Here is a 23,209-nt window from a genome sequence, read left to right as displayed (position 1 = left end):
CGGCGCCCGTCGGGTCGGGTGGAGTCAGTTCAGTTCGAGGCGCGCGACGTTGTCGCGCGAACGGGCGGCGAGGTCCACGGCCTGGCCACGGAAAACCAGTTCCGTGCCGGACACGTTGCCCACGCGCAGTTTCAGCGGCGCGACGCCGTTGACGTCGACCAGGTCGCCGGGACGCAGCAGTCTCGACAGCAGGACCTGGCCCTTGGCGTCGACCACCTCGACCCACGATTCCGCGCTGGCGCGGACCTTCAACGGCGACGTGCCGGGCGCGGGCGCGCCGGCGTGGACCGGTTGACCGGCCGTCGCGGGTGCCGAAGCCGTCGGCGCGGCAGGCGTGGCCTGGGCGGTGACGGCCGGCGCGGGCGCCGTGGTCGTCGGCGCTGTGGTCGTCGGCACCGTGGCGGCAGGTGCCGTCGTCGCGCCGGCGCCTTGCGGCGGCAGCGTCGATGCTCCGGCGGACACCTGTCCCGCGGGCGAAGGCGAAGTCTCGGAGGCGCTCACCACGGGCGCCTCCACGTTCGTCGGTGGCGTCTCCGTCGCGGCGGGCGGCGTGCCGACCACGCTGCCCGGCCCGGGCGCCGTGGCGGCGGAATCGGCCTGCCGGAAACGCTGCGTGACCTGATCGATCCAGCTCGACGGGATGGCATACACGGCCACGGCGGCGATCAACAGCACGCCGATCCCCAGCACCGCCGGACGCTTGAGCAGCTCCGTCGACAGCGCTGGCTCCTGGCTCACCGAGCGCTCGCGGAACGGCTGGTTCAGACCCGGCGTCACCCGGTCGAGCGAGGCCTCGCCGCCGCCGCTGGGCAGCATCTTCAACACCGGCTCGGCCTCGATCTTCAGCACGCGGCACATCGAGCGCGCCAGCGCGCGCGCGAAGGTCGCGTCGGGCAGGTCCTTGTAGCGGTCGGCCTCCAGCGCCTCCAGCTTCGACTGCGGCACTTTCAAGGTCGCGGCCAGCGCGGCGATGTGCAGGCCGCGCGCTTCGCGCGCGCGACGCAGGGCCTCGCCCGCGGTGACCGGAGCCATTGCAGGAGCGGGTGCCGGCGCGGAAGCGTCCGGCGCCGCCCCGTTCGTCGCCTCATCGGCGGCCGTCGGAGTCATGCGATGTCCCTCATTCATCGAATCGACCGTTGTTCAAAGCTTGTGTCTCGGTCGCCTGCGGATACTTGCGCCGCATCTGCTGGCCGAGCTCGTCCATGCTGGACGTATTCCCCAGGCGGCGCTCGATGCGCAGCTCCAGCCAGAGGCTGGCGGCATTCGCCTGTTCCACGTTGCTGTTGACGCGTCGTGCGTAGAAACGCGCGCGTTCGTACTCACCCTGGCGGTACAGCACCTCGCCCAGGTTCATCGCGATCGTCGGATTGCCCGGCTCGATCTCGAAGGCCTTGGTCAGGTGGGCCTGCGCCGGCACCAGCCGGCCCTCGCGCGCCTCGCAGGCGCCCCAGGCGAGCAGCGTGCGCGACGGCGTGCGGTAGGTCGGGATCGCCACGGCCGCGTCGAACTGCTGGTAGGCCTCGGCGTAGCGCTGGCGCTGGCACAGGAACCAGCCGTAGTTGTGCAGCGAGTCGCCGTTGTTGCGGTCGCGGGCGATCAGTTGCTTGAAGCCGTCCTCGGCCAGCCCGTGCTCGCCCATCGCGGCATAGATCAGGTTGCGCAGGTTGATGGCCTCGGGCAGGTCCGGCTTGGCCGCCATCGCCAGCTTGACCTCGTCCAGCGCCGTCTCGTACTGGCCGCGGGCAAAGTAGCCGCTGGCGAGTTCGAGCCGCACCTGCGCGCGACGGTCGTTGTCGGTCTTGTCGCTCTCCGTGCGCGGTTGCTGCTGTTGCTGCGCGCCTCCCGCGCACCCGGCCAGGGCCGCGGCGATCAGCAGCACGACGGACAGGGTCCGGGCGGAACGACGCGGAAAGAGGAAGCCGGGCGACGGAATGGTCATGGGCGTGGGCCTGTGGGAGTGACGGGAGTCGTGGGCGTGGCGGGCGCGACACCCGACGTGCCCGAAGCACTCGACGTGCCGCCCGATGCCGCGCCGCGCTGTACCACCACGGGCGCGCGCACCATGCGCAGATGGACCCGCGTCCGGTCCTGCACCTCGCCGGCCAGCTGGCCGCAGGCGGCGTCGATGTCGTCGCCGCGCGTCTTGCGCACGGTCGTCACGATACCGGCCTGGATCAGCAGATCGGCGAAGGCCTTCACGCGCTCGTTGGTGCTGCGCTTCAGGCCCGACGCGGGGAACGGATTGAACGGGATCAGGTTGATCTTGCAGGGCACCTTGCCCTTGAGCAGCGCGATCAGTTCGCGGGCCTGCTCCGGCGAATCGTTCACCTCCTGCAGCATGCAGTACTCGAAGGTGATGAAGTCGCGGGGCGCCTTGTCCAGGTAGGCGTTGCAGCTCGCCAGCAGTTCCGCGATCGGGTACTTGCGGTTGAGCGGCACCAGTTGGTCGCGCAGCGGGTCGCTGGGCGCGTGCAACGACACGGCCAGCGCCACCGGCGCGTCCTCGCGCAGGCGGTCGATCATCGGGACCACGCCCGAGGTCGACACCGTCACGCGGCGGCGCGACAGGCCGTAGCCATGGTCGTCCAGCATCATCTTCAGCGCGGGGATGAGCGCGCTGTAGTTCTGCAGCGGCTCGCCCATGCCCATCATCACGACGTTGGAGATGATGCGTTCGTCCTTGCCCAGGCGTTGCCGCAGCGAATGCTCGGCGTACCAGAGCTGGGCGACGATCTCCCAGGTCTCGAGGTTGCGGCTGAAGCCTTGGTGACCGGTCGAGCAGAAGCGGCAACCCACGGCGCAACCGGCCTGGCTGGAGATGCACAGCGTGGCCCGGTCGTCCTCGGGGATGTAGACCGCCTCGACGGCGTTGCCCTGGCCGACGTCGAACAACCACTTGATGGTGCCGTCGGCCGAGACATGTTCGGAGATCACCGGCAAAGCGGTGATGTGGGCGCGCCCGGCCAGCTTGTCGCGCAGCGACTTGGCCAGGTCGGACATCTGGGCGAAGTCCGACGCGCCCTTCTGATGGATCCAGCGGAACAGCTGGGTCGCGCGAAAGCGCTTCTCCCCCAGCTGCTCGCAGTACGCGGCCAGGCCTTGCAGATCGAATCCGAGCAGGTTGACCGTGTCCATCATGCGTTCCTCATTTCCACTCAGGGCCTCATGGCCCGGAGGTCAGAGGCCTTGCCCGGTTCAGCGGGCGTTGATTTCCAGGCCGGAGAAGAAGAAGGCCACTTCCACGGCGGCCGTCTCGGCGGCGTCCGAACCGTGCACGGCGTTCGCGTCGATGCTGTCGGCGAAGTCGGCGCGGATGGTGCCCTTCTCAGCCTTCTTCGGATCGGTCGCGCCCATCAGGTCACGGTTCTTCAGGATGGCGCCTTCGCCTTCCAGCACCTGGATCTGCACCGGGCCGGAGATCATGAAGGTCACCAGGTCGTTGAAGAACGGGCGGGCCTTGTGCACGGCGTAGAACGCTTCGGCTTCGGCGCGCGACAGCTGCTTCTGCTTGGAGGCGATGATCTTCAGGCCGGCGCCTTCGAAGCGGGTGTAGATCTGGCCGATGACGTTCTTGGCCACGGCATCGGGCTTGATGATGGAGAGGGTGCGTTCGATGGCCATGTCTTTTTCCTTGAAAATCTTGGGCTTGGCAAAGCCCGGGATTGTAATGCGTGAAGTCAAGCCCCCAAGTGACATCCCGTTATCGGAGGGCTGTCACCGGAAAGCAAAAAAGCCGGGATGGCACCCGGCCGGTCCGCCCCGCTCCGCCGGGTGGCGGCAACGAGGCGCTCAAACCTGATCAACGGCGACCGCGGCCTCCGCCACCACCACCACCGCCGCCACCACCGCGGCGGCCACCGCCCCGGTTGTTGCCACGGTTGATGAAGGCGTCGGCGCCGATGTAACCCATCGAGGTCTTCATCGGATCCGGTTGTTGTTCGCCGCCCGGGCCTCGCTTGTTGCCCTGATGGGAATGGCCGGAATCGCTGCCGCCCTTGCCGAAGCCCTGCGGGATGCGCTTGCTGCCGGTCGCGAAGCGGCGGTCGAAGGTCTGCTCCAACGGGTTGATGTGCTTCGGGATGAAGTCGTCATCGTCCTCGTCGCGGGGCCGGCGATCGCGTTCACGTTCCTGCTGCTGTTGCTGCGGACGTTGCGCTTGGTTCTGCTGCGGGCGCTGGTCGTTGCGATCGTTGCGCGGCGGACGATCCTGGCGGTCGCCACGCTGATCATTGCGGTCGCCGCGGGGGTCGCCGCGTTGATCGTTGCGGCCACCGCGCTGATCATTGCGATCGCCGCGATGCTCGCCGCGTTGCTCGTTGCGTGACGGCTCGGGGCGGCTCGGACGCGGGCCGTCGCTGTTGCCGCGGCGACGCTTGTCGCCACGATCGTTGCGCTCGTTGTGACGCGGCGGACGCGGCTCGTTGCCGGCCAGTTGGCGGATGATGCGCACGTCGGCGTCGCCGAGCTCGATGTACACGCCACGACGCAGGCCGCGCGGCAGCACGACGGTGCCGTAGCGGATGCGGATCAGGCGGCTGACGGCCAGACCGACGGTCTCGAACAGCTTGCGGACTTCGCGGTTGCGGCCTTCGGTGATGACGACGCGGTACCAGCGGTTCACGCCTTCGCCGCCGCCGTCCTCGATGCTCTTGAAGCTCGCCTGCTGGCCATCGACGTCGACGCCGGTCAGCAGCTTCTCCTTCTGCTCCTTGCTCAGCGAGCCCAGCACGCGCACCGCGTACTCGCGCTCGACGCCGAAGCGGGGATGCATCAGCAGGTTGGCGAGTTCACCGGAGTTGGTGAACAGCAGCAGGCCTTCGGTGTTCAGGTCCAGACGGCCGACCGACTGCCACTTGCCCTGCGGCAGACGCGGCAGGCCGCGGAAGACCGTCGGACGACCTTCGGGATCGTTGAAGGTCACGACCTCGCCGACGGGCTTGTGGTACGCCAGGATCCGCGGCGCCACCGGCGCGATGCGGACCTTGATCGGCTTGCCCGCCACGGCGACGCGGTCGCCGTAGGAGATGCGCTGACCGACGTGGGCGACCTCGCCGTTCACGGTGATCTGGCCCTTGGCGATCATGTCCTCGATGTCGCGGCGCGATCCGACGCCAGCCTGCGCCAGCACCTTCTGCAGCTTGGGCGCATCGGCATCGGGCGCGAGCACGCGCTTGGCGGGCTGATCGCCGGCCTCGGACTCGCCGTCGTCGGACGACGCCTCGACCTTGGCGACCTCAGCGGATTCGGCACCGTCGTCCTCGACGTCGGCATCGAAGGCCCCGGACACCAGCGCGTCGAAACGCGCCTGGGCTTCGGCCTGGAGCTGGGCACTGTCGGCCTGCGATGGCGCGGATTCAACGCCTTCGCCCCCTTCCGGAGCCTCGCGTTGCCCCTGCGCCTGTTGACCGTCACCCGGTTCGCGATCACGGTCGCGACCCCGGCGGCGGCGATTGCGGCCACGGCCTTCACGCTCACCGCCTGCTTCGCTGTCGGCACCGTCGGCACCTTCACCGACCACCGGACCCGCTTCACGCGATTCGTGGGAGACAAGCTCGCCGACCGCCTCGGCCATCGGCGAGACCGGCGCGGGCGACACCTCGACGGTCGCGACCGGCACGTGAATGGTGGCGCGCGCGGTCTCAACCTCTACCGGGGCAACCTCCGCGTCAGCCACCTTCTTCGTGGTGCGGCGCTTGGGCTTGGGCGCTTCCGCCTCTTCGGCGGCGGGCGCCTCGGCCGGAGCCTCGACCGCAGCGGCCGTCTTGCGGCGTGCGCGCGGCTTCGGCGTCTCCTCGACCGCGGGCGCGACGCCCGTGTCGGTCGCCTCCGCCGGGGCCGCGGCAGCCTTGCGGGTGCGCTTGGGTTTCGCGGGCGCGTCGACCGGGTCGGTCGTCAGCGTCTCGGGCTTGGAATCGTCGATATCGTTGGAATTCATGTGTCGGCTTGCACCTTGTCAGCGGTGGACACGGCCCCTTCCCGGGGCGCTCAAGTGGGCTCGGGGTTGACAGCCCCGGCCTGTGGTTCTTCACCCGGATCGCGCGCGGCGGCCGGCTTGGATTCGTCTTCAGTGGCAGCGTCCGTGGATTCGGGCGCCGCCAGGTTCGCTTCTGCAGTCCCGGCGGCCTCTGCGGCCTCCTGGATTTCCGCCGTCTCCGCAACTTCCGTCGCGTCGGCGGCTTCGGCGGTCTCGGCCATTTCAGCGGCCTCCGCCACCGGCTCGCCCGGCTGGGTCTCCGGCTCCGGCGGCTCGACCTCGACGATCACGTCGCCGGGCGGATCCTCCAGCAGCGAGGCCTGCAGCGCCCCGGCGATCGGCGTCGGGTCGCCGCCCTGGATCAAGGCCGGCAACTGCTCCAGCGAATGCAATCCCAGGTCGTCCAGGAAATGCTTCGTCGTCGCATACAGCGCCGGCCGGCCCGGCGCCTCGCGATGCCCGATGACCTCGATCCAGTCGCGGTCCTCGAGCTGCTTGATGATGGGCGTCGCCACCACCACGCCGCGGATGTCTTCAATGTCGCCCCGCGTCACCGGTTGACGGTAGGCGATGATCGCCAGCGTCTCCAGCACCGCCCTTGAATACTTCGGCGGTTTCTCCGGGTGCAGCCGGTCCAGGTGCTCGCGCATCTCGGGCCGGCTCTGGAAGCGCCAGCCGGAGGACAAGGCCACCAGTTCGACGCCGCGCCCTTCCCATTCGCGCAACAGCTCGTCGAGCAGCGTCCGCACGCTGTCGCCGTTGAGTTCTTCCGCGAACAGCGAGCGCATGTCGCGCAGCGTCAGCGGCGCCTGCGCGCACAGCAACGCCGTTTCCAGGACCCGCTTCGCCTCCTGCGTATTCATGGGCTCAGCATGGGCTCAGTTCGTGACGCCGGCCTGGAGGCCGGTCAAATCGGTGTGTGTCGCCATCTTGGGCGTCGACGACGGCAACGGGCCGCGCCGGACGGGTTCGATCTGCTTGCTTGGGAGCTCTTTGCTCCAACGGCCGCCGCTCAGTGGGTGGATCCGGCCGGTCAGTGGGGCGCCGCATCGGTGCGCGGCCTGCGCTGCGAACGGGGTCGACTGCCAGCCCGCCGCCGTCTTGCGCACGCTCTTCACGTTGATGTCAGCGCAAGTACTGGGAGGCATTGTAGCGCGAGCGCACGCACTGCTCTCAGAACGCCGGATCGGGCAAACCCGCGACGCGCCAGCCGGACGCCAGGTCGGCCGGCAACGGGGCCTCGAAACGCAGGGCCTCGCCGGTGACCGGATGGGCGAAACCGAGCCGCGCGGCGTGCAACGCCTGGCGCGGCACGCCCAGGGCCCCGGCCCCGCCATAGAGCGCGTCCGACACCAGCGCGTGCCCGCGGTGCGCGGCATGCACGCGGATCTGATGCGTGCGGCCCGAATGCAGCACACAGTGCAGCGCGGACACCGTCCGGTTCAAACCGCGCGCATCCTGCCACTCGCCTTCGGCCAGCTTGAAGAAGTCGGTGCGCGCCGGCTTGCCGCCACCGACCACGGCCATGCGCGTGCGCGACTGGGGATCGCGTCCGATCGGCGCGTCGACGATCCACTCGTCGGGCGTGCGGCCATGGACCAGCGCCAGGTACTCGCGGTGGACCTCGCGGGCCGCGATCATGCGCACCAGCGCGGTGACCGCCGGCAGCGTCTTGCCGACGACCATCAGTCCCGAGGTGTCCTTGTCCAGCCGGTGGACGATGCCCGCGCGCGGCAGGGTCGCCGCCTTCGAGTGATGCGCCAGGAGCCCGTTCATCAGCGTGCCGGACCAGTTGCCCGCGGCCGGATGGACGACCAGCCCCGCCGGCTTGTTCACCGCGAGCAGGTGCTCGTCCTCGAAGACGATGTCGAGCGGCAGCGGCTCCGCACGGAAGGCCAGGGCCTCCTCGGTCGGGACCAGCTCGACCACCAGCGTCTGCCCGAGCCGGGGCTTGCGCGACGCGTGGGTGACGAGCTGCCCGTCCAGGGTGACGCAGCCGCGCTCGATCAATCCCTGCAGGTGGCTGCGCGAGAACTCCGGCGCCATCTGCACCAGCCATTTGTCCAGGCGCAAGGCAATCTCGTCCCGGCCGGCCTCGGCGCTGCGGCGTTCGGGGACGTCGGCGCCGACGTCCTGCGCGTCGTCGACGCCTTCGGGGAGCGCTACGTGCGCCGGTGCATCACCTGAATCTCCACCAGGGTAAAGCCCGTCCTGCGCCGCCGGGTCGTGACCGACCTGAACCATATAATCGCCGCTCCAATTTCAGATGAGGGCCGCCGTGGCGCGCGCCCTGTGGACCATGATCGAGACTCGGGTGTTGCGCCGCCGGACCGCGGATTCTTCTGAAGCGTCCGGGACCTGGCGCGCCGCGTGGCGCTGCGTGGCGATGACCGCCGCGACGGCTGCCGTGCTGGGGCTGGCGGCCTGTTCGTCGCCCCCCAAGGAGGACCCGAATTCCCAGGCCAACCTGGAGAAATTGTACGCAGAGGCCAAGGAGGACATGCTCTCCGGCTCCTACGACCGGGCGATCAAGACGCTGGAACGCATCGAAGGCCGCGCCGCGGGCACGACGCTGGGCCAGCAGGCGCAGCTGGACCTGGCCTGGGCGAACTACAAGAGCGGCGAGCGCGTGCAGGCCGTGACGGTGCTGGACCGCTTCATCAAGCTCAACCCGTCGAGCCCGGCGCTGGACTACGCGCTGTACATGAAGGGTCTGGTCAACTTCAACGACGACCTGGGCCTGTTCGGGCGCATCGCCCGCCAGGACATCAGCGAGCGCGACCAGCAGGCCGCGCGCGATTCGATGCAGGCGTTCAAGCAGCTGGTCGAGCAGTTCCCGGAATCGAAGTACTCCGAGGACGGCCGCATCCGCATCGACTACATCACCAACAGCCTCGCGGCCTATGAGGTGCATGTGGCGCGCTACTACTACAACCGCGGCGCCTATCTCGCGGCGGCGAACCGCGGCCAGGCGGCGTTGATGGAGTTCCAGAACGCGCCCGCGCTGGAAGAGGCGCTGTTCCTGATGGTGCAGAGCTACGACAAGCTGGGGCTGGAACAGCTGCGCGATGACAGCCGCCGCGTGCTGCAGGCGAGCTTCCCGGAGAGCTACTACCTGACGACTGGAAAAGCCAAGCCGAAGGAAAAGTCCTGGTGGGTCATCTGGTGAGCTGACGCTCGCCAGATCCAGCGCCATCGGAATGAATTCAGCCCGCTCTCGAGCGGGCTTTTTCATTCATGCGTCGTGAGACGCTTTCAGCTCGGCGAGCCACGCCTGCGCCGTCGTTTCGTCCGGCACCTGCGTCATCGGCGGGAGCGCCCCGCGCAGACGCTTGCCGTAATGCGAGCCTGCCAGGCGCGGATCGCAGACGACCAGCAGACCGCGGTCGGTCTCAGTGCGGATCAAGCGGCCGGCCCCCTGCTTCAGCGCGATCGCGGCCTCGGCGACGAAGTACTCCATGAAGGGGTTACGGCCCTCGGACTCCAGCCGCGCGACGCGCGCCTCGACGAGCGGATCGTTCGGCGGCGGGAACGGCAGCTTGTCGATGACCACGCATTGCAACGAATCACCCGGCACGTCGATGCCTTCCCAGAAGCTCGCCGAACCGACGAGCACCGACGCCGGCTGGTCGACGAACTGCTGCAGCAGTTGCCGCTTCGGCATCGTGCCCTGCACGAGCACCTCGATGCGATGGCCGCCTTCCTCGAAACGCTGACGCAGCACGTCGGCCACCGTCTGCAGTTGACGCAGCGTCGTCGTCAGGATGAAGGTGCGGCCACCGAGCCGCGCCGCCAGGCGCGCACCGAGCCAGCCCACCGATTCCCCATGGTCGGGCTCCGAGGGCTTCGGGAAGTGCTTGGGCACGTAGAGCCGCGCGTGCGACGCGTAGTCGAACGGACTGCCGACCCGCAGCGTGCGCGCCTGACCCAGACCAGCGGGCTCGGTGAACCACGTGAGCGCCTCGTCCTCGCCCAGCGTCGCCGACGTGAATATCCAGGCCTTGGGCGTGCTGGCGAGCGCTTCCTGCATCGCTTCGCGGATGTCCAGCGGCGACTCCATCAGGCGGACCTGATGCGTGCCGACGTCGACCCAGCGCACCGCGCCCGGATCCGCCGCGCGCGCGAACAGCTGCGCCGTCTTGTAGAGCTCGACGGCGCGCTCGTGCAGGCGCACGAGGTCCGGCCCGACTTCCATCACCGTCGCCAGGGCGTCCACGCTGAGCTCGATCGCCTGCGTGACCTGCACCAGCGCCTCTTCGAAATCGGCACGGCCCGAACATTCGCTCCAGCGCAGCTTGAGCACGCCGCGCAGTTCGCGTCCACCGGCGCAGGCCAGCCGCAGGGCACGCGCCGCGCGCTCGACGCCACCGGAGATCGCCTGCCATTCCTGCAGCCCGCGCGCATGCGCCAGCCCTTGCGCGAGCATGTCGCGTCCGAAGTCGAACAGCTGTGCGCTGCCCAGCAGCCGGCCGAGGAAGTTCAGGCCGGCTTCGGGCAGTTGATGGGCCTCGTCGAAGATCGCGACCTCGACGCTGGGCAGCAGCTCCGCGACGCCGCTGTCGCGCAGCACGAGGTCGGCAAAGAACAGGTGATGGTTCACGACGACGAGGTCGGCCTCCATCGCCTCGCGCCGCGCCTTCACGACGTGGCAGTCGCGGTAGGAGGGGCAGTCCGTGCCCAGGCAGTTGTCGCGCGTCGAGCTGACGATCGGGATCACGGGCGAACGCTCGTCCATGCCGTCGATCTCGGCGAAGTCGCCGGTGTGGGTCGTCAACGCCCAGCGCTCGATGCGCGCGAGCTGCGCGACGGCGCGCCGGTCGGGCAGCTCCGCGCTGTGGCGCGCCTGCTGAAGCCGGTGCAAGCAGAGGTAACTCCCTCGCCCCTTCAGCAACGCGGCGCGCAAGGGCAGCGCGAAGGTGTCCAACAGCCGCGGCAGGTCGCGCATGAAGAGCTGGTCCTGCAGGCTTTTCGTCGCGGTGCTGATCAGCGTACGGCCGCCGCTGAGCAGCGCCGGCACCAGGTAGGCGAAGGTCTTGCCGACGCCGGTGCCGGCCTCGACGACCAGCGTGTCTCGCCCCGCGATCGCCTGCGCGACGGCCAGCGCCATGCGCTGCTGGGGCTCGCGCGGGGCATACCCGGGGCCATGTCGTGACAGCGGACCGCCCGTGTCGAACGCGGCGATCACGGACTGCTCCAGCTCGCCCGGGCGGAGCTCTTCGGCCGCCGCGCGGGCGCGCGACGCCGCCAGCGCCGGCGACGCCTCGCCGGCGCCCCACGGGGCCTCTGCCATCAGGTCGTCGGTCGAATCCTCGGTGGAGCGGTCGGTCGAGTCGTCGATGGCGGGATCGTGACCGTCAGGCAGGCTCATCGGGATCACTGGCCCGCTCGAGCCGCGCAATCTCGTCGCGCAGGGCCAGGCGTTGCTTCTTGAGGCGACGCAGCGTCAGTTCGTCGACGGGCGGCACAGCCAGCTCGACGCCGATCGCCGGGTCCGCCGTGAACGCCGTGGCCGTGGTGAGCGGACTGATGTCCACGACCACGTCGGCGCGCAGGACGCCCATCAGCGCGTCGATACGGCCGTCCAGCTCCGCATGCGCGATGCGAAGTTCAATCAGACGGCGCGCTGGAGAGTGAAGTTGTTCATCCATAAACGGGGAACCACCCGACCGGGAAGCCGAGCGGGACGATTATAGTTTTGGGATGAGTCGCAACACCCCAGGCTATCGCCTCAGCGCCGCCACCGGCATCCATCGCGGCGATCGTCTGTACCAGCAGGATCAGGTCCAGGTCATCGCGCATCCCAGACAGAGCGGCTGCGTCCTCGGCATCGTCGCCGATGGCATGGGCGGCAAGAGCGGCGGCCGCAAGGCCGCCGACCAGGTCATCCTCACCGCGCAACAGCTGTTCGAACGCTTCGTCCCCGGCGAGGAGGACGAATCCGAGCTGCTGCGCCAGATCGTCTCCGAATCCCACCTGATGATCCGCCTGACGGCGATCTCGGCCGAGGAGGAACCGCACAGCACGCTGGCGGCCTACCTGCTGACGTCCGACCGGCGCTGCTACTGGATCCACACGGGCGACTCGCGGATCTACCACTTCCGCGGCCCCAACATGGTGACGCGCTCGCTGGACCAGTCCTACGTGCAGCGTCTGGTCGACGAGGGCCAGATCACCGAGGACGAAGCGCTGGTCCATCCGCAATCGAACCTGCTGACCGCCTGCCTGGGCACGGTGCAGGAACCGACCCCGGTCGAGTCCTTCATCGAGCACCTCGAACACGGCGACACGCTGATGTGCTGCAGCGACGGCCTGTGGCACTACTTCTCGCCGGCCGAGCTCGGCACGGTGATGCACAGCCTGCCGCCGCGCGACGGCGCCGAGCTGCTGGTCAACAAGGCGCGCCAGCGCGCCAAGGGCACCGGCGACAACCTGTCGCTGGCGATCGTGCGGGTGGATCCGCTCGAGTAAGCGGCGGGCGTCGACGCCCTCCCCGCCTCCATGAAGAACGCCGGTCGACAGACCGGCGTTTTGCGTTGGGCGCCAATGAAGATCGCGCCGGACTTCAGCGTCCGTTGCGGCGTTTCAGGGCTTGGGCAGGGCCCGGATATCGGAGGCCGACGGCGTCGGCAGATGCGCCGCGGGCGGCTTCGTGTTCTTGCCGACCGGCGCGGACGCCGCGGAGGCGGCCTTCTCCGCCAGGCGCCCCTGGAGCTCACCCGCCTTGCGTTGGCGCTCCAGCGCCTTCTGACGGCGCTCAGCAGCGGCTTCCCGGCGCTTGGCCGCCTCGGCCTTCGCCTCGGCATCCAGCTGCGCCTCGCGGCGCTGATGCAGCTCGGGATTGGCGCGTGGCGTGCGTGCGCCGGGTGCTGCGGGGACCGACGCGGGCTGAGCAGCCTCCCGCACCGATTCGGTCTTGCGCCGGGCCTCGTCCTTGGCCGCTTCGCGTTCATTCTGCTCGACGCGCTCGCGCGCGGCAGCGCTGCGGCGCTGGCGTTCCTCGGCGTTGACCTGGTGTTCGGCGTGGTCCAGCGGACGCAGCTGGCGGATGCGTTCGTCGCGGGCGTCCTCCAGACAGCCGGTCACGACGAAACGCTGGTTGCACTCGCGCACCTTGGCCTGGTAGGTCTGCTCGATGCGGGCGCGGGCGGCGCCGATCTCGGCACGGGTCATCTCCGCCGCGCACACCGCGGTGCCCGACAACGCCATCGGCAGGAGAACAAGGACGGAGCGGAAAGTCATGGCCGCGATCATCGCATCCGGCGACGCCCGTTCCAGTGACACGGCGGCCCGTGACTTCCCTACTCCCCATTCGGAGGGAACGGGGAAACGCTGCGCGAAGTGACCGCTTCAGGTCAGCCGCGTGTCGACGTCCCGGCGCTCCAGCTCCAGATATTCCTTCGACTGCATCTCCTGCAAACGCGACACGGTGCGCGGGAATTCGTGCGCCAGCGGACCTTCGGTGTACAGCTGCTCCGCCGGCACGGCCGCGGAGATGATCAGCTTCACGCGCCGGTCGTACAACACGTCGACGAGCAGCGTGAAGCGGCGCGCTTCGCTCGCCAGCCGCGGCGGCATCGCCGGCACGTTGGACAGGATGATGGTGTGGAACTGCGTCGCCAGCTCCAGGTAGTCGTTCTGCGAGCGCGGCCCGCCGCACAGTTCCGAGAAGTCGAACCACACCACCCCACCCGCGCGGCGACGGGAGCGGATCTCGCGGTGCTCGATGTGCAGGACCGGGTCCTCGTCGCGCGCCTCGGCGAGCGATTCGAAGGCCGTCGTCAGCGCCTGCTCGGTCTGCTCGTTCAGCGGCGTGTGATAGAGCTCGACGTGCTCCAGCGAGCGCTGCCGGTAGTCGGTGCCGTTGTCGACGTTGATGACTTCCAGATTCGCCTTCAGCAACTCGATGGCGGGCAGGATGCGGTCGCGGTGCAGCCCGTTCGGATAGAGCCCGTCGGGATGGAAGTTGGACGTCGTCACGATGGACACGCGGTTCTTGAACAGCGCGTCGAGCAGCCGGTACAGGATCATCGCGTCGGTGACGTCGGCGACGTGGAACTCGTCGAAGCAGATCAGCCGGAAGCGCCGCGCGATGCGCTTGCCCAGCTCGTCCAGCGGGTCCTGGATGCCTTTGAGCTCCTGCAGCTCGCGGTGGACCTCGCGCATGAACTCGTGGAAGTGGAGCCGGGTCTTGCGCGTCAGCGGGACGGCCTGGAAGAAGCAGTCCATCAGGAAGCTCTTGCCGCGGCCGACGCCGCCGAACATGTACACGCCGCGCGGCAGCGGCGGCCGCACCAGGAACTTGGTCACCGCGTTGGAGCGCCGCGCCTTGTAGTCGGCCCATTCGTCCTGGCAGCGCTGCAACGAGGCGACGGCACGCAGCTGCGCCGCGTCGGCGGTGTAGCCGCGTTCGGCCAGGGTCTGGTGGTAGAGCTCGGTAACGGTAGTCATGCGGCGGCGTTCGAGACGTTCGAATCAGGGAAGCTGCGCAGCGCGGACAGGAAGGAAAAAGGGGCGACTCTCGCCGCCCCTTCCGTTCACGCGTCCGATGCGCTTCGAGCCGGAGCTCAGAAGTTCAGCGTGCGCTTGTCGATGGCCAGGGCCGCTTCCTTGGTCGCTTCGCTCAGCGACGGGTGCGCGTGGCAGATGCGGGCGATGTCCTCGGCCGAGGCCTTGAACTCCATCGCGACCACGGACTCGGCGATCAGCTCCGAGGCCATCGGGCCGATGATGTGCACGCCCAGGATCTCGTCGGTCTTGGCATCGGCCAGGAACTTGACGAAGCCGGTCGTGTCGCCCAGCGCGCGGGCGCGGCCGTTGGCCAAGAACGGGAACTGGCCCGCCTTGTAGGCCACGCCGTCCGCCTTCAGCTGCTGCTCGGTCTTGCCGACCCACGCGATCTCGGGGCTCGTGTAGATGACCCACGGGATCGTGTTGAAGTTGACGTGACCGTGCTGGCCGGCGATGCGCTCGGCCACGGCAACGCCTTCTTCCTCGGCCTTGTGCGCCAGCATCGGGCCGCGCACGACGTCGCCGATCGCCCAGACGCCCGGCAGGTTGGTCTTGCACTCGTCGTCCACGATCACGGCGCCGCGCTCATCGAGCTTCAGGCCGACGGCTTCGGGGTTCAGGCCGATGGTGTTGGCGGTACGGCCGATCGAGACGATCAGCTTGTCGACCGCCAGCGTCTGCTCGCCGCCCTTGGCGTCGGTGTACTTCACCGTGACGCCGTCCTTGCCGTTCTCGACGCTGGTGATCTTCACGCCCAGCTCGATGTTCAGGCCCTGCTTCTTGAAGACCTTGGCGGCTTCCTTCGCGACGGACTCGTCGGCGGCGCCCAGGAAGGCGGGCAGCGCTTCCAGGATCGTCACTTCCGCGCCCAGACGGCGCCACACCGAGCCCATTTCCAGGCCGATGACGCCGGAGCCGACCACGCCCAGCTTCTTCGGCACGGCCGGGATGCGCAGCGCGCCGTCGTTGGACAGGATGTTGGTCTCGTCGAACGGGGCACCCGGCAGCTGGCGGGCGTTGGAGCCGGTGGCGACGATCACGTGTTTGGCCGTGATGGTCTCCTCGGCGGCGCCGGCGACCTTCAGCTCGTACGTGCCGTCCTTGGCCGCCACGAACGAACCGCGGCCGTGGAAGAAGGTGACCTTGTTCTTCTTGAACAGGTACTGCACGCCGTCGTTGTTCTGCTTCACGACGGTGTCCTTGCGGCCGATCATCTTGGCGATGTCGATCTTCAGGTCGTTCATCGAGATGCCGTGGTCGGCGAAGCCGTGGCCGGCGTGCTCGAAGTGCTCGCTGGACTGCAGCAGGGCCTTGGACGGGATGCAGCCGACGTTGGTGCAGGTGCCGCCGAGGGCGGGACCGCCCTTGTCGTTCTTCCACTCGTCGATGCAGGCCGTGTTGAAGCCCAGCTGTGCCGCGCGGATCGCCGCGATGTAGCCGCCGGGGCCGCCGCCGATGACGACGACGTCGAATTGCTTGCTCATGTCGTGATCGTCCTTGGCTTAGATGTCGAACAGGAGGCGCGACGGATCTTCCAGCGCATCCTTCATCGCGACCAGGCCCAGCACGGCTTCACGGCCGTCGATGATGCGGTGGTCGTAGGACATCGCCAGGTAGTTGATCGGACGGATCACGATCTGGCCGTTCTCGACGACGGCGCGGTCCTTGGTCGCGTGCACGCCCAGGATGGCCGACTGCGGCGGGTTGATGATCGGCGTCGACAGCATCGAACCGAAGGTGCCGCCGTTGGAGATCGAGAAGGTGCCGCCGGTCATCTCTTCGATGCCGAGCTTGCCTTCCTGGGCCTTCTTGCCGAACTCGGCGATCTTCTTCTCGATGTCGGCGAAGCTCATCTGGTCCGCGTTGCGCAGGATGGGCACGACCAGGCCGCGCGGCGAGCCGACGGCGATGCCGATGTCGAAGTAGCCGTGGTAGACGATGTCGTTGCCGTCGACCGAGGCGTTCAGCACCGGGTACTTCTTCAGCGCGTGCACGGCGGCCTTCACGAAGAAGCTCATGAAGCCCAGCTTCGTGCCGTGCTCCTTGGTGAAGCTGTCCTGGAACTTCTTGCGCAGCTCCATCACCGGGGCCATGTTCACTTCGTTGAACGTGGTCAGGATGGCGTTGGTCGATTGCGATTGCAGCAGGCGCTCGGCGATGCGGGCGCGCAGGCGGCTCATCGGCACGCGCTGTTCCGGACGGTCGCCCAGGTTGGCGGCCACGGGCGCGGCAACGGCCTGCAGCGGCGCCTTGGCGGGAGCGGCCGGGGCCTGCACCGGTGCGGGGATCACCGCCGGCTTGGCGCCGCCTTCGATCGCGCCCAGCACGTCGCCCTTGGTCACGCGGCCATCCTTGCCGGTGCCCGGAACGGAGCCGGCGGCCAGGTTGTTGTCGGCCATGATCTTCGCGGCGGCGGGCATCGCGACGCCGGCCTTGCTGTCCGACGAGGCGGCAGCGGCGGCCGGGGCGGGCGCAGCGGCGGCAGGTGCCGGAGCGGCGGCGGCAGGCGCGGCGGCGCCGGCCTTGCCTTCGGAGTCGATCTTGGCGATGACCTGGTCCGACGTGACGGTGCCGCCGTCGGCGACGACCAGTTCGGACAGCACGCCGGCGGACGGCGCCGGCACTTCGAGCACGACCTTGTCGGTCTCGATCTCGATCAGGATCTCATCGATGGCCACGGCGTCGCCGGGCTTCTTCTTCCACTGGAGCAGGGTCGCTTCGGCGACCGATTCGGACAGCTGGGGGACTTTGACTTCAACGATTGCCATGATGTTTTTTCTCTCGGTTTTTCAGTAAACCGGAGCCTTGCGCCTGCCGGTCGCCGGGGAGCGTGTGCCCGTCCCCGGCGCCGGTGTCATTGCGGCGCGCGGCGTCCGCAATGACTCACTTGGTCAGCACGAAACCCTTCAGTTTCCCGAAGGCCTGCTCCAGCAGCGCCTTCTGCTGTTCCTGGTGCAGGTGGGCGTAGCCGACGGCCGGCGAGGCCGAGGCGGGGCGGCCCGCGTAGCCGAGCTTCTGGCCGTCGGCCATGTTCTCGTGGATGTAATGCTGCACGAAGAACCAGGCGCCCTGGTTCTGCGGCTCGTCCTGGCACCACACGATCTCGGCCAGGTTGGGGTACTTCTTCAGCTCGGCCGCGAACGCCTTGTGCGGGAAGGGGTACAGCTGTTCGACGCGGATGATCGCGACGTCCTTCTTGTCGCCGCGGGCCTTGATCAGGTCGTAGGCCACCTTGCCGGAGCAGGCGATCACGCGCTTGACCTTGCTCGCGTCGATCTCGGCGCTCGTCTCGCCGATGACGGTGCGGAATTCACCCTTGGTGAATTCGCTGACCGGGGACGTGGCGTCCTTGGCGCGCAGCAGCGACTTGGGCGTCAGGATGACCAGCGGCTTGCGGAACATGCGCAGCATCTGGCGACGCAGCAGATGGAAGATCTGCGACGCGCTCGTCGGCTGGACGATCTGCATGTTGTTGTCGGCGGCCAGCTGCATGAAGCGCTCCAGGCGGGCCGAGCTGTGCTCGGGGCCCTGGCCTTCGTAGCCGTGCGGCAGCATCAGCGTCAGGCCGTTGGAGCGGCCCCACTTCACTTCGCCCGAGGCGATGAACTGGTCGATCACGACCTGCGCACCGTTCACGAAGTCGCCGAACTGCGCTTCCCAGATGGTCAGCGTGTGCGGGTCGGCGGCCGCGTAGCCGTACTCGAAGCCCAGCACCGCCTCTTCCGACAGGATCGAGTCGATCACGACGAACGGGGCCTGGCCTTCCGCGACGTTCTGCAGCGGGATGTAGATGCCTTCGTCGAAGCGTTCGCGGTTCTGGTCGTGCAGCACCGCGTGGCGGTGCGTGAACGTGCCGCGGCCGCAGTCTTCACCGGACAGGCGGATCGGGTAACCCGACGCCACCAGCGAGGCGAAGGCCATGTGCTCGCCCATGCCCCAGTCGACGTTGATGTCGCCGCGGCCCATGGCGGCGCGGTCGCCGATGACCTTCTCCACCAGCGTGTGGGCCTTGAAGCCGCCCGGCAGCGTCGTGACCTTCTCGGCCAGGCGCTTCCACTCGGCCACCGGCAGCGCGGTGTCGCAGCTGTCGGTCCACTTCTTGCCGAGGAACGGGGTCCAGTCGGTCGCGTACTTGCTCTTGAAGTTGGTCAGCACCGGGTCGACGGTGTGACGGCCTTCGTCCATCGCGGCGCGGAAGGCCTTGACCATGCCGTCCGGACCTTCGGCGTCCAGCACGCCCTGGGCCACCAGCTTGTCGCCGTACAGGCGGCGGGTGCCGGGGTGCTTGGCGATGGTCTTGTACATCAGCGGCTGCGTCAGCGCGGGCGTGTCCTGCTCGTTGTGGCCCAGCTTGCGGAAGCAGACGATGTCGACGACGACGTCCTTCTTGAACTGCTGGCGGTAGTCCAGCGCCAGCTGCGTGCACAGGACAACCGCTTCCGGATCGTCGCCGTTCACGTGCAGCACCGGGGCCTCGATCATCTTGACGACGTCGGAGCAGTACAGCGTCGAGCGCGTGTCGCGCGGGTCGCTGGTGGTGAAGCCGATCTGGTTGTTGATGACGATGTGGACGGTGCCGCCGGTGTAGTAGCCGCGCGTCTGCGCCAGCGCCAGCGTCTCCATCACGACGCCCTGGCCGGCGAAGGCCGCGTCGCCGTGCACCAGCACGGGCAGCACCTGCTCGCCGGTCTTGTCGCCGCGGCGGTCCATGCGCGCCTTGACCGAGCCCTCGACGACCGGGTTCACGATCTCCAGGTGCGACGGATTGAAGGCCAGGCTCAGGTGGACGGGGCCGCCGGGGGTGGTCACGTCGCTGGAGAAGCCCTGGTGGTACTTCACGTCGCCGGACGGCAGGTCTTCAGGGGCGGTGTGGTCGAACTCGGCGAACAGGTCCTTGGGCATCTTGCCCAGGGTGTTCACCAGCACGTTCAGGCGGCCGCGGTGGGCCATGCCGATCACGATCTCCTGCACGCCACGGACGCCGGCGCACTTCACCAGCTCGTCCATCGAGACGATGAAGCTCTCGCCGCCTTCCAGCGAGAAGCGCTTCTGGCCGACGTACTTCGTGTGCAGGTAGCGCTCCAGGCCTTCGGCGGCCGTCAGGCGCTCCAGGATCTGCTGCTTCTTCTCGGCCGTGTAGGTCGGCTTGCTGCGGATCGCCTCGAGGCGCTCCTGCCACCAGCGCTTCTCGGTCGGCTCGGTGACGTGCATGAACTCGGCGCCGACGGAGCCGCAGTAGGTGTCACGCAGGGCCTGCACGATCTCGCGCAGGGTCATGCGCTCGGCCTTGGTGAAATAGGTGTTGGTCGCGCTGAAGGTCCGGTCCATATCGGCTTCGGTGAGGCCGTAGGACGAGGGTTCCAGTTCCGCGATCTTGGCGCGTTCGGTGCGCTTCAAGGGGTCCAGGTCGGCCCAGCGCGAGCCCAGCGTGCGGTACGCGGCGATCAGCGACTGGACGTGCACCTGCTTGCCGGCCACTTCGAGCTCGGCGGAGGACACCTGGTTGTTGAAGGCGTTGGCCTTGGCGCGTTGCGCGAAGGACTCGACGACGGGGGCGTGGGCCACGTCCCGCTTGTCGCTGCCGTCCACCGCGGGGACGTGCTGCAGCGCGTCGAAGTAGGCGCGCCAGTTGTCGGGCACGGCGCCCGGGTTGTCGAGGTACTGCTCGTACATCTCCTCGACGTAGGGAGCATTGCCCCCGAACAGGTAGGAGTTCGAGCTGTATTGCTGCATCATCTTTCGCTCACCTCTGCCCCGGCTTCCAGGGCTATCGGCTGGTTATGAACCTTCCGCGACACGGCTTGACCGGTTGGCGGATTGCGACCCGCCTTTGCTGTTGCCAGAAAAGGGGTACGGGAAGGACCTGAAGTCACAAGCGCAGGACTGTAGCACCACGCTGGAACCCGTGCTGTTGCTGGTTCGCCCACTTCTTGTGCGCCCTGTCCATGACAGGAATCAGGCGAACGGATGCTCACATCCTCCTCACACCTCACAAACGTTTGCGAGGCGACAACTCCAAGCAGTAGACTGCGGGTTGGCGTACCGCCCCGACATTGAATGGCGGACTGCCCGGGACACAGGAGATCCCACATGCAAGTTCGAGTCGTCGACTACCGCGCCGCGGATGCGGCCGAGCAATTCACCCGCTCCCTGCACGAGACAGGCTTCGGCGTCCTGGTGAATCACCCCCTCCCCCAGGAGCTGGTCGAGAAGATCTATGCCGACTGGCTCGGCTACTTCAACGGCAGCGAGAAGCACGAACTGGCGTTCTCCAAGGAGACGCAGGACGGCTACTTCTCCACCGAGATCTCGGAGACCGCCAAGGGCCACACGCAGAAGGACATCAAGGAGTACTTCCACATCTACCCGTGGGGAAGGATCCCGGCGTCGCTGAAGGACGACGCGATGCGCTACTACCGCATCGCCAACGACCTGGCGGCGGAGCTGCTGTCGTGGGTGGAGAAGCACACCCCGGCCGACATCGCGAAGAACTATCGCGAGCCGCTGTCCCACATGATCAAGGACAGCCGGCACACCCTGCTGCGCGTGCTGCGCTACCCGCCGCAGACCGGCAACGAGCCGGCCGGCTCGCTGCGTGCCGCCGCGCACGGCGACATCAACCTGCTGACCATCCTGCCGGCCGCCAATGAGCCCGGCCTGCAGGTGCAGGGCAAGGACGGCGAATGGGTCGACGTGCCGGGCGATTTCGGCATGCTGATCATCAACATCGGCGACATGCTGCAGGAGGCCTCGCAGGGCTACTACCCGTCGACGCAGCACCGCGTGGTCAACCCGACCGGCGACGGCGCGAAGAAGAGCCGCGTGTCGCTGCCGCTGTTCCTGCATCCGCGCGAGGACGTGGTCCTGTCGGACCGCTACACCGCGCATGAGTACCTGGAAGAGCGGCTGCGGGAGCTGGGCGTCAAGACCTGACCCCGCCCCGGGATCGCTGAAGCAAGGCCCCTTCCCTCCCGGGAACGGGCCTTGTTCCTTTAGAGGCTCTTCAGCGGCACGACGTCCTTGCCCTTGAGCGTGAACACCGTGACGGCGGACGACTTGAGGTCGTGCTTGTCGTCATAGGCGTACTCGCCGGCCACGCCGGTGTAGGTCGACTTCGCGATCTGCTCGCCGACCTTCTTCGGATCGGTGGACTGCGCCGCTTCCATGGCCCCTGCCAGCAGGTAGGCGCCGTCGTAGAAGGACGCGGCATAGGTCAGCGGATCGCGCTTGAACTCGGCCTTGTACTTGTCCAGGAACTGCTTGCCCTTGGCGCTGCGGTCGATCAGCGCGCCACCCTGCGTGCAGTAGGCGTTCAGATCATTCGCGATCTGCGACAGCGTCGCGGTCTCCGACGAGCAGATGCCGTCGCCGCCCAGCAGCGGCACGGTGATGCCGAGGCCGCGCATCTGGCGCAGCATCGGACCGCCCTGCGCCGAATAGCCGCCGTAGAACACGGCGTCGGGCTTGGCGGCCTTCACGGCGGTCAGGATGCTGCTGAAGTCGGTGGCCTTGTCGTTGGTGAATTCCTTGGACACGACCTTGATGCCGAGCTTGGTCGCCTGCGCGGTGAACTCCTGCGCGACGCCCTGACCGTAGGCGGTGCGGTCGTCGATGACGGCGACCGTCTTCACCTTCAGGTCCTGCGCCGCGTACACGGCCATCTTCGCGCCGAGCTGGTTGTCGGTCGCGCCGATGCGGAACAGGTTGGACTGGTTCGGCTGCTGCGTGATGCGCGGGTTGGACGCCACGGTCAGCACGATCACGCCGCCGTCGGAGAACACGCGCGAGGCCGGCATGGTCACGCCCGAGTTGTAGGGGCCGAGCACGAACTTGATCTTCTTGTCGACCAGCGCCTGCGCCACCTGCACGCCCTGGCGCGGATCGGCCACGTCGTCGTTGACGTCGAGCTCGAACACGACCGGCTTGCCGCCGACCTTCACGCCCTTCGCGTTCAGCTCCTTGATGGCGAGCGCGGCGCCGTCGCGGTTGTCGATGCCGTAGCCGGCCTGCGGACCGGTGACCGGGCTCATGAAGCCGATGCGGACGCGTTCCTGCGCGTGGGCGCCCAGCGCGGCGAAGCCGGCGGCGAGCACCAGCAGTTTCAGAGAGAACTTCTTCATATGTCTTCCTCGGTAAGGGCTTCCCCGGTAAGGGAGAGGTCGAGTCTACGTAATGCAGCCGTGAAGCGGCTGCGGCGCGACGGGCAAGCGCGCCCGTGAAAGAGGCGACGCGCGTCCGTCTACAGTGGGGCATGTCCGCCCGATCAGGCAGCGTCATCTGGATCCATCCGGAAGCGCCACCCAAACCCGCCGTCGGCGCGCCGTGCAACGGCTGCGGCGTGTGCTGCCTCGCCGAGCCCTGCCCGCTCGGCATGCTGGTCAGCCTGAAGCGCCAAGGCGCGTGCCGTGCGCTGCAGTGGTCCGAGGACGACCGGCAGTACCGATGCGGCATGCTGGTGCATCCGACGCGCTATGTCGGGTTGCGAACGTTCAAGCCGGAGGGGCTCGTCAACCGCCTGATCCGCCGCTATGCGCGGCGCATGATCGCCGCCGGCATCGGCTGCGACGCGGACATCGAGCCGACGACCGCGCCCGCCTCACCGACCTCACCGACCTTGCCGACCTCGCCGACTTCCGGCGCTTCATCCGCGCCATCTCCGGAGAAGCGCTAAGCAACGCCTGCCCCCGCCGGGCATAGCATGGGCCGAGCATCGCCTGACCAGGCTTC

The 23,209-nt window shown here is 68.2% G+C and carries 19 protein-coding genes; 4 read left to right on the top strand and 15 right to left on the bottom strand.

The genetic code is table 11. The features are described from left to right. Nucleotides 1-24: 24 nt before the first annotated feature. From AC07OZ_RS25150 to AC07OZ_RS25120, 7 genes are all read right to left on the bottom strand, one after another. Entirely contained in the window at nucleotides 25-1,107 is a 1,083-nt protein-coding gene (locus tag AC07OZ_RS25150) for a helix-turn-helix domain-containing protein (protein WP_495469788.1), read from the bottom strand. A 10-nt stretch (nucleotides 1,108-1,117) separates the two neighbouring features. Next, nucleotides 1,118-1,939 (bottom strand): type IV pilus biogenesis/stability protein PilW, encoded by an 822-nt coding sequence (gene pilW / locus AC07OZ_RS25145; RefSeq protein WP_495469787.1) that lies wholly within the window; start codon nucleotides 1,937-1,939, stop codon nucleotides 1,118-1,120. Continuing rightward, nucleotides 1,936-3,135 (bottom strand): dual-specificity RNA methyltransferase RlmN, encoded by a 1,200-nt coding sequence (rlmN, locus tag AC07OZ_RS25140; RefSeq protein ID WP_495469887.1) that lies wholly within the window; start codon nucleotides 3,133-3,135, stop codon nucleotides 1,936-1,938. The genes pilW and rlmN overlap by 4 nt, the downstream gene beginning before the upstream one ends. 60 nt (nucleotides 3,136-3,195) lie before the next feature. Continuing rightward, nucleotides 3,196-3,621, bottom strand: a complete 426-nt coding sequence (gene ndk, locus AC07OZ_RS25135; RefSeq protein WP_421037977.1) for a nucleoside-diphosphate kinase — start codon at nucleotides 3,619-3,621, stop codon at nucleotides 3,196-3,198. 178 nt (nucleotides 3,622-3,799) lie between these two features. After that, nucleotides 3,800-5,935, bottom strand: coding sequence for a pseudouridine synthase (locus AC07OZ_RS25130; protein WP_495469786.1), 2,136 nt, complete (start codon nucleotides 5,933-5,935; stop codon nucleotides 3,800-3,802). A 50-nt stretch (nucleotides 5,936-5,985) separates the two neighbouring features. Continuing rightward, complete coding sequence (scpB, locus tag AC07OZ_RS25125) at nucleotides 5,986-6,837, bottom strand: SMC-Scp complex subunit ScpB (RefSeq protein ID WP_495469785.1); 852 nt, start codon at nucleotides 6,835-6,837, stop codon at nucleotides 5,986-5,988. Nucleotides 6,838-7,147: 310 nt separating this feature from the next. Next, nucleotides 7,148-8,218 carry an RluA family pseudouridine synthase gene (locus AC07OZ_RS25120; RefSeq protein ID WP_495469784.1) on the bottom strand — a complete coding sequence of 357 codons (1,071 nt, stop codon included), beginning with the start codon at nucleotides 8,216-8,218 and terminating at the stop codon, nucleotides 7,148-7,150. A gap of 142 nt (nucleotides 8,219-8,360) precedes the next feature. Between AC07OZ_RS25120 and AC07OZ_RS25115 the strand changes: the two genes are divergently transcribed. Then, nucleotides 8,361-9,143: an outer membrane protein assembly factor BamD gene (locus AC07OZ_RS25115; protein ID WP_495469886.1), complete on the top strand. Its 783-nt coding sequence runs from the start codon at nucleotides 8,361-8,363 to the stop codon at nucleotides 9,141-9,143. A gap of 66 nt (nucleotides 9,144-9,209) precedes the next feature. On the opposite strand, the gene yoaA is transcribed toward AC07OZ_RS25115, so the two are convergent. Beyond that, nucleotides 9,210-11,342 carry a DNA repair helicase YoaA gene (yoaA, locus tag AC07OZ_RS25110; RefSeq protein WP_495469783.1) on the bottom strand — a complete coding sequence of 711 codons (2,133 nt, stop codon included), beginning with the start codon at nucleotides 11,340-11,342 and terminating at the stop codon, nucleotides 9,210-9,212. Next, nucleotides 11,329-11,622: a YdcH family protein gene (locus AC07OZ_RS25105; protein ID WP_495469782.1), complete on the bottom strand. Its 294-nt coding sequence runs from the start codon at nucleotides 11,620-11,622 to the stop codon at nucleotides 11,329-11,331. Before AC07OZ_RS25105 ends, yoaA begins: the two co-directional genes overlap by 14 nt. Before the next feature lie 52 nt (nucleotides 11,623-11,674). On the opposite strand from AC07OZ_RS25105, the gene AC07OZ_RS25100 reads away from it, so the two are divergent. Further along, nucleotides 11,675-12,442, top strand: coding sequence for a PP2C family protein-serine/threonine phosphatase (locus tag AC07OZ_RS25100; RefSeq protein ID WP_495469781.1), 768 nt, complete (start codon nucleotides 11,675-11,677; stop codon nucleotides 12,440-12,442). A 114-nt stretch (nucleotides 12,443-12,556) separates the two neighbouring features. Here the strand turns inward: AC07OZ_RS25100 and AC07OZ_RS25095 are convergent, their stop codons facing one another. From AC07OZ_RS25095 to AC07OZ_RS25075, 5 genes are all read right to left on the bottom strand, one after another. Continuing rightward, nucleotides 12,557-13,213, bottom strand: a complete 657-nt coding sequence (locus AC07OZ_RS25095) for a hypothetical protein (RefSeq protein ID WP_495469780.1) — start codon at nucleotides 13,211-13,213, stop codon at nucleotides 12,557-12,559. Nucleotides 13,214-13,321: 108 nt separating this feature from the next. Further along, the gene (zapE, locus tag AC07OZ_RS25090; RefSeq protein ID WP_495469779.1) at nucleotides 13,322-14,422 is read right to left on the bottom strand and encodes a cell division protein ZapE; all 1,101 of its coding nucleotides are present in this window, start codon (nucleotides 14,420-14,422) and stop codon (nucleotides 13,322-13,324) included. A gap of 116 nt (nucleotides 14,423-14,538) precedes the next feature. Then, complete coding sequence (gene lpdA / locus AC07OZ_RS25085; RefSeq protein ID WP_495469778.1) at nucleotides 14,539-15,966, bottom strand: dihydrolipoyl dehydrogenase; 1,428 nt, start codon at nucleotides 15,964-15,966, stop codon at nucleotides 14,539-14,541. 18 nt (nucleotides 15,967-15,984) lie between these two features. Then, on the bottom strand, nucleotides 15,985-17,250 hold the full coding sequence (gene odhB, locus AC07OZ_RS25080) for a 2-oxoglutarate dehydrogenase complex dihydrolipoyllysine-residue succinyltransferase (RefSeq protein ID WP_495469777.1): 1,266 nt from the start codon (nucleotides 17,248-17,250) through the stop codon (nucleotides 15,985-15,987). A 115-nt stretch (nucleotides 17,251-17,365) separates the two neighbouring features. Beyond that, nucleotides 17,366-20,218: a 2-oxoglutarate dehydrogenase E1 component gene (locus AC07OZ_RS25075; protein ID WP_495469776.1), complete on the bottom strand. Its 2,853-nt coding sequence runs from the start codon at nucleotides 20,216-20,218 to the stop codon at nucleotides 17,366-17,368. A 354-nt stretch (nucleotides 20,219-20,572) separates the two neighbouring features. On the opposite strand from AC07OZ_RS25075, the gene AC07OZ_RS25070 reads away from it, so the two are divergent. Continuing rightward, nucleotides 20,573-21,415, top strand: a complete 843-nt coding sequence (locus AC07OZ_RS25070) for an isopenicillin N synthase family dioxygenase (RefSeq protein ID WP_495469775.1) — start codon at nucleotides 20,573-20,575, stop codon at nucleotides 21,413-21,415. Between the two features lie 59 nt (nucleotides 21,416-21,474). On the opposite strand, the gene AC07OZ_RS25065 is transcribed toward AC07OZ_RS25070, so the two are convergent. Further along, entirely contained in the window at nucleotides 21,475-22,602 is a 1,128-nt protein-coding gene (locus AC07OZ_RS25065; RefSeq protein WP_495469774.1) for a branched-chain amino acid ABC transporter substrate-binding protein, read from the bottom strand. A gap of 131 nt (nucleotides 22,603-22,733) precedes the next feature. On the opposite strand from AC07OZ_RS25065, the gene AC07OZ_RS25060 reads away from it, so the two are divergent. Beyond that, nucleotides 22,734-23,153: a hypothetical protein gene (locus AC07OZ_RS25060; RefSeq protein WP_495469773.1), complete on the top strand. Its 420-nt coding sequence runs from the start codon at nucleotides 22,734-22,736 to the stop codon at nucleotides 23,151-23,153. Nucleotides 23,154-23,209: the final 56 nt, after the last annotated feature.

This window comes from Roseateles sp. GW821-FHT09G03 (assembly GCF_059416045.1).
Note: the sequence above shows the minus strand (reverse complement) of the source record. Positions and strands in the feature narration are given on the sequence as shown.

Excerpts from the sequence above, each read along its gene's own strand:
- AC07OZ_RS25115 (WP_495469886.1), top strand. The coding sequence starts at position 8,361 with ATGACCGCCGCGACGGCTGCCGTGCTGGGGCTGGCGGCCTGTTCGTCG.
- AC07OZ_RS25095 (WP_495469780.1), bottom strand. The coding sequence starts at position 13,213 with ATGACTTTCCGCTCCGTCCTTGTTCTCCTGCCGATGGCGTTGTCGGGC.
- AC07OZ_RS25070 (WP_495469775.1), top strand. The coding sequence starts at position 20,573 with ATGCAAGTTCGAGTCGTCGACTACCGCGCCGCGGATGCGGCCGAGCAA.
- AC07OZ_RS25150 (WP_495469788.1), bottom strand. The coding sequence starts at position 1,107 with ATGACTCCGACGGCCGCCGATGAGGCGACGAACGGGGCGGCGCCGGAC.
- zapE (WP_495469779.1), bottom strand. The coding sequence starts at position 14,422 with ATGACTACCGTTACCGAGCTCTACCACCAGACCCTGGCCGAACGCGGC.
- scpB (WP_495469785.1), bottom strand. The coding sequence starts at position 6,837 with ATGAATACGCAGGAGGCGAAGCGGGTCCTGGAAACGGCGTTGCTGTGC.
- AC07OZ_RS25075 (WP_495469776.1), bottom strand. The coding sequence starts at position 20,218 with ATGATGCAGCAATACAGCTCGAACTCCTACCTGTTCGGGGGCAATGCT.
- ndk (WP_421037977.1), bottom strand. The coding sequence starts at position 3,621 with ATGGCCATCGAACGCACCCTCTCCATCATCAAGCCCGATGCCGTGGCC.
- rlmN (WP_495469887.1), bottom strand. The coding sequence starts at position 3,135 with ATGGACACGGTCAACCTGCTCGGATTCGATCTGCAAGGCCTGGCCGCG.
- odhB (WP_495469777.1), bottom strand. The coding sequence starts at position 17,250 with ATGGCAATCGTTGAAGTCAAAGTCCCCCAGCTGTCCGAATCGGTCGCC.
- pilW (WP_495469787.1), bottom strand. The coding sequence starts at position 1,939 with ATGACCATTCCGTCGCCCGGCTTCCTCTTTCCGCGTCGTTCCGCCCGG.
- AC07OZ_RS25130 (WP_495469786.1), bottom strand. The coding sequence starts at position 5,935 with ATGAATTCCAACGATATCGACGATTCCAAGCCCGAGACGCTGACGACC.
- AC07OZ_RS25120 (WP_495469784.1), bottom strand. The coding sequence starts at position 8,218 with ATGGTTCAGGTCGGTCACGACCCGGCGGCGCAGGACGGGCTTTACCCT.
- AC07OZ_RS25105 (WP_495469782.1), bottom strand. The coding sequence starts at position 11,622 with ATGGATGAACAACTTCACTCTCCAGCGCGCCGTCTGATTGAACTTCGC.
- yoaA (WP_495469783.1), bottom strand. The coding sequence starts at position 11,342 with ATGAGCCTGCCTGACGGTCACGATCCCGCCATCGACGACTCGACCGAC.
- AC07OZ_RS25100 (WP_495469781.1), top strand. The coding sequence starts at position 11,675 with ATGAGTCGCAACACCCCAGGCTATCGCCTCAGCGCCGCCACCGGCATC.
- AC07OZ_RS25065 (WP_495469774.1), bottom strand. The coding sequence starts at position 22,602 with ATGAAGAAGTTCTCTCTGAAACTGCTGGTGCTCGCCGCCGGCTTCGCC.
- lpdA (WP_495469778.1), bottom strand. The coding sequence starts at position 15,966 with ATGAGCAAGCAATTCGACGTCGTCGTCATCGGCGGCGGCCCCGGCGGC.
- AC07OZ_RS25060 (WP_495469773.1), top strand. The coding sequence starts at position 22,734 with ATGTCCGCCCGATCAGGCAGCGTCATCTGGATCCATCCGGAAGCGCCA.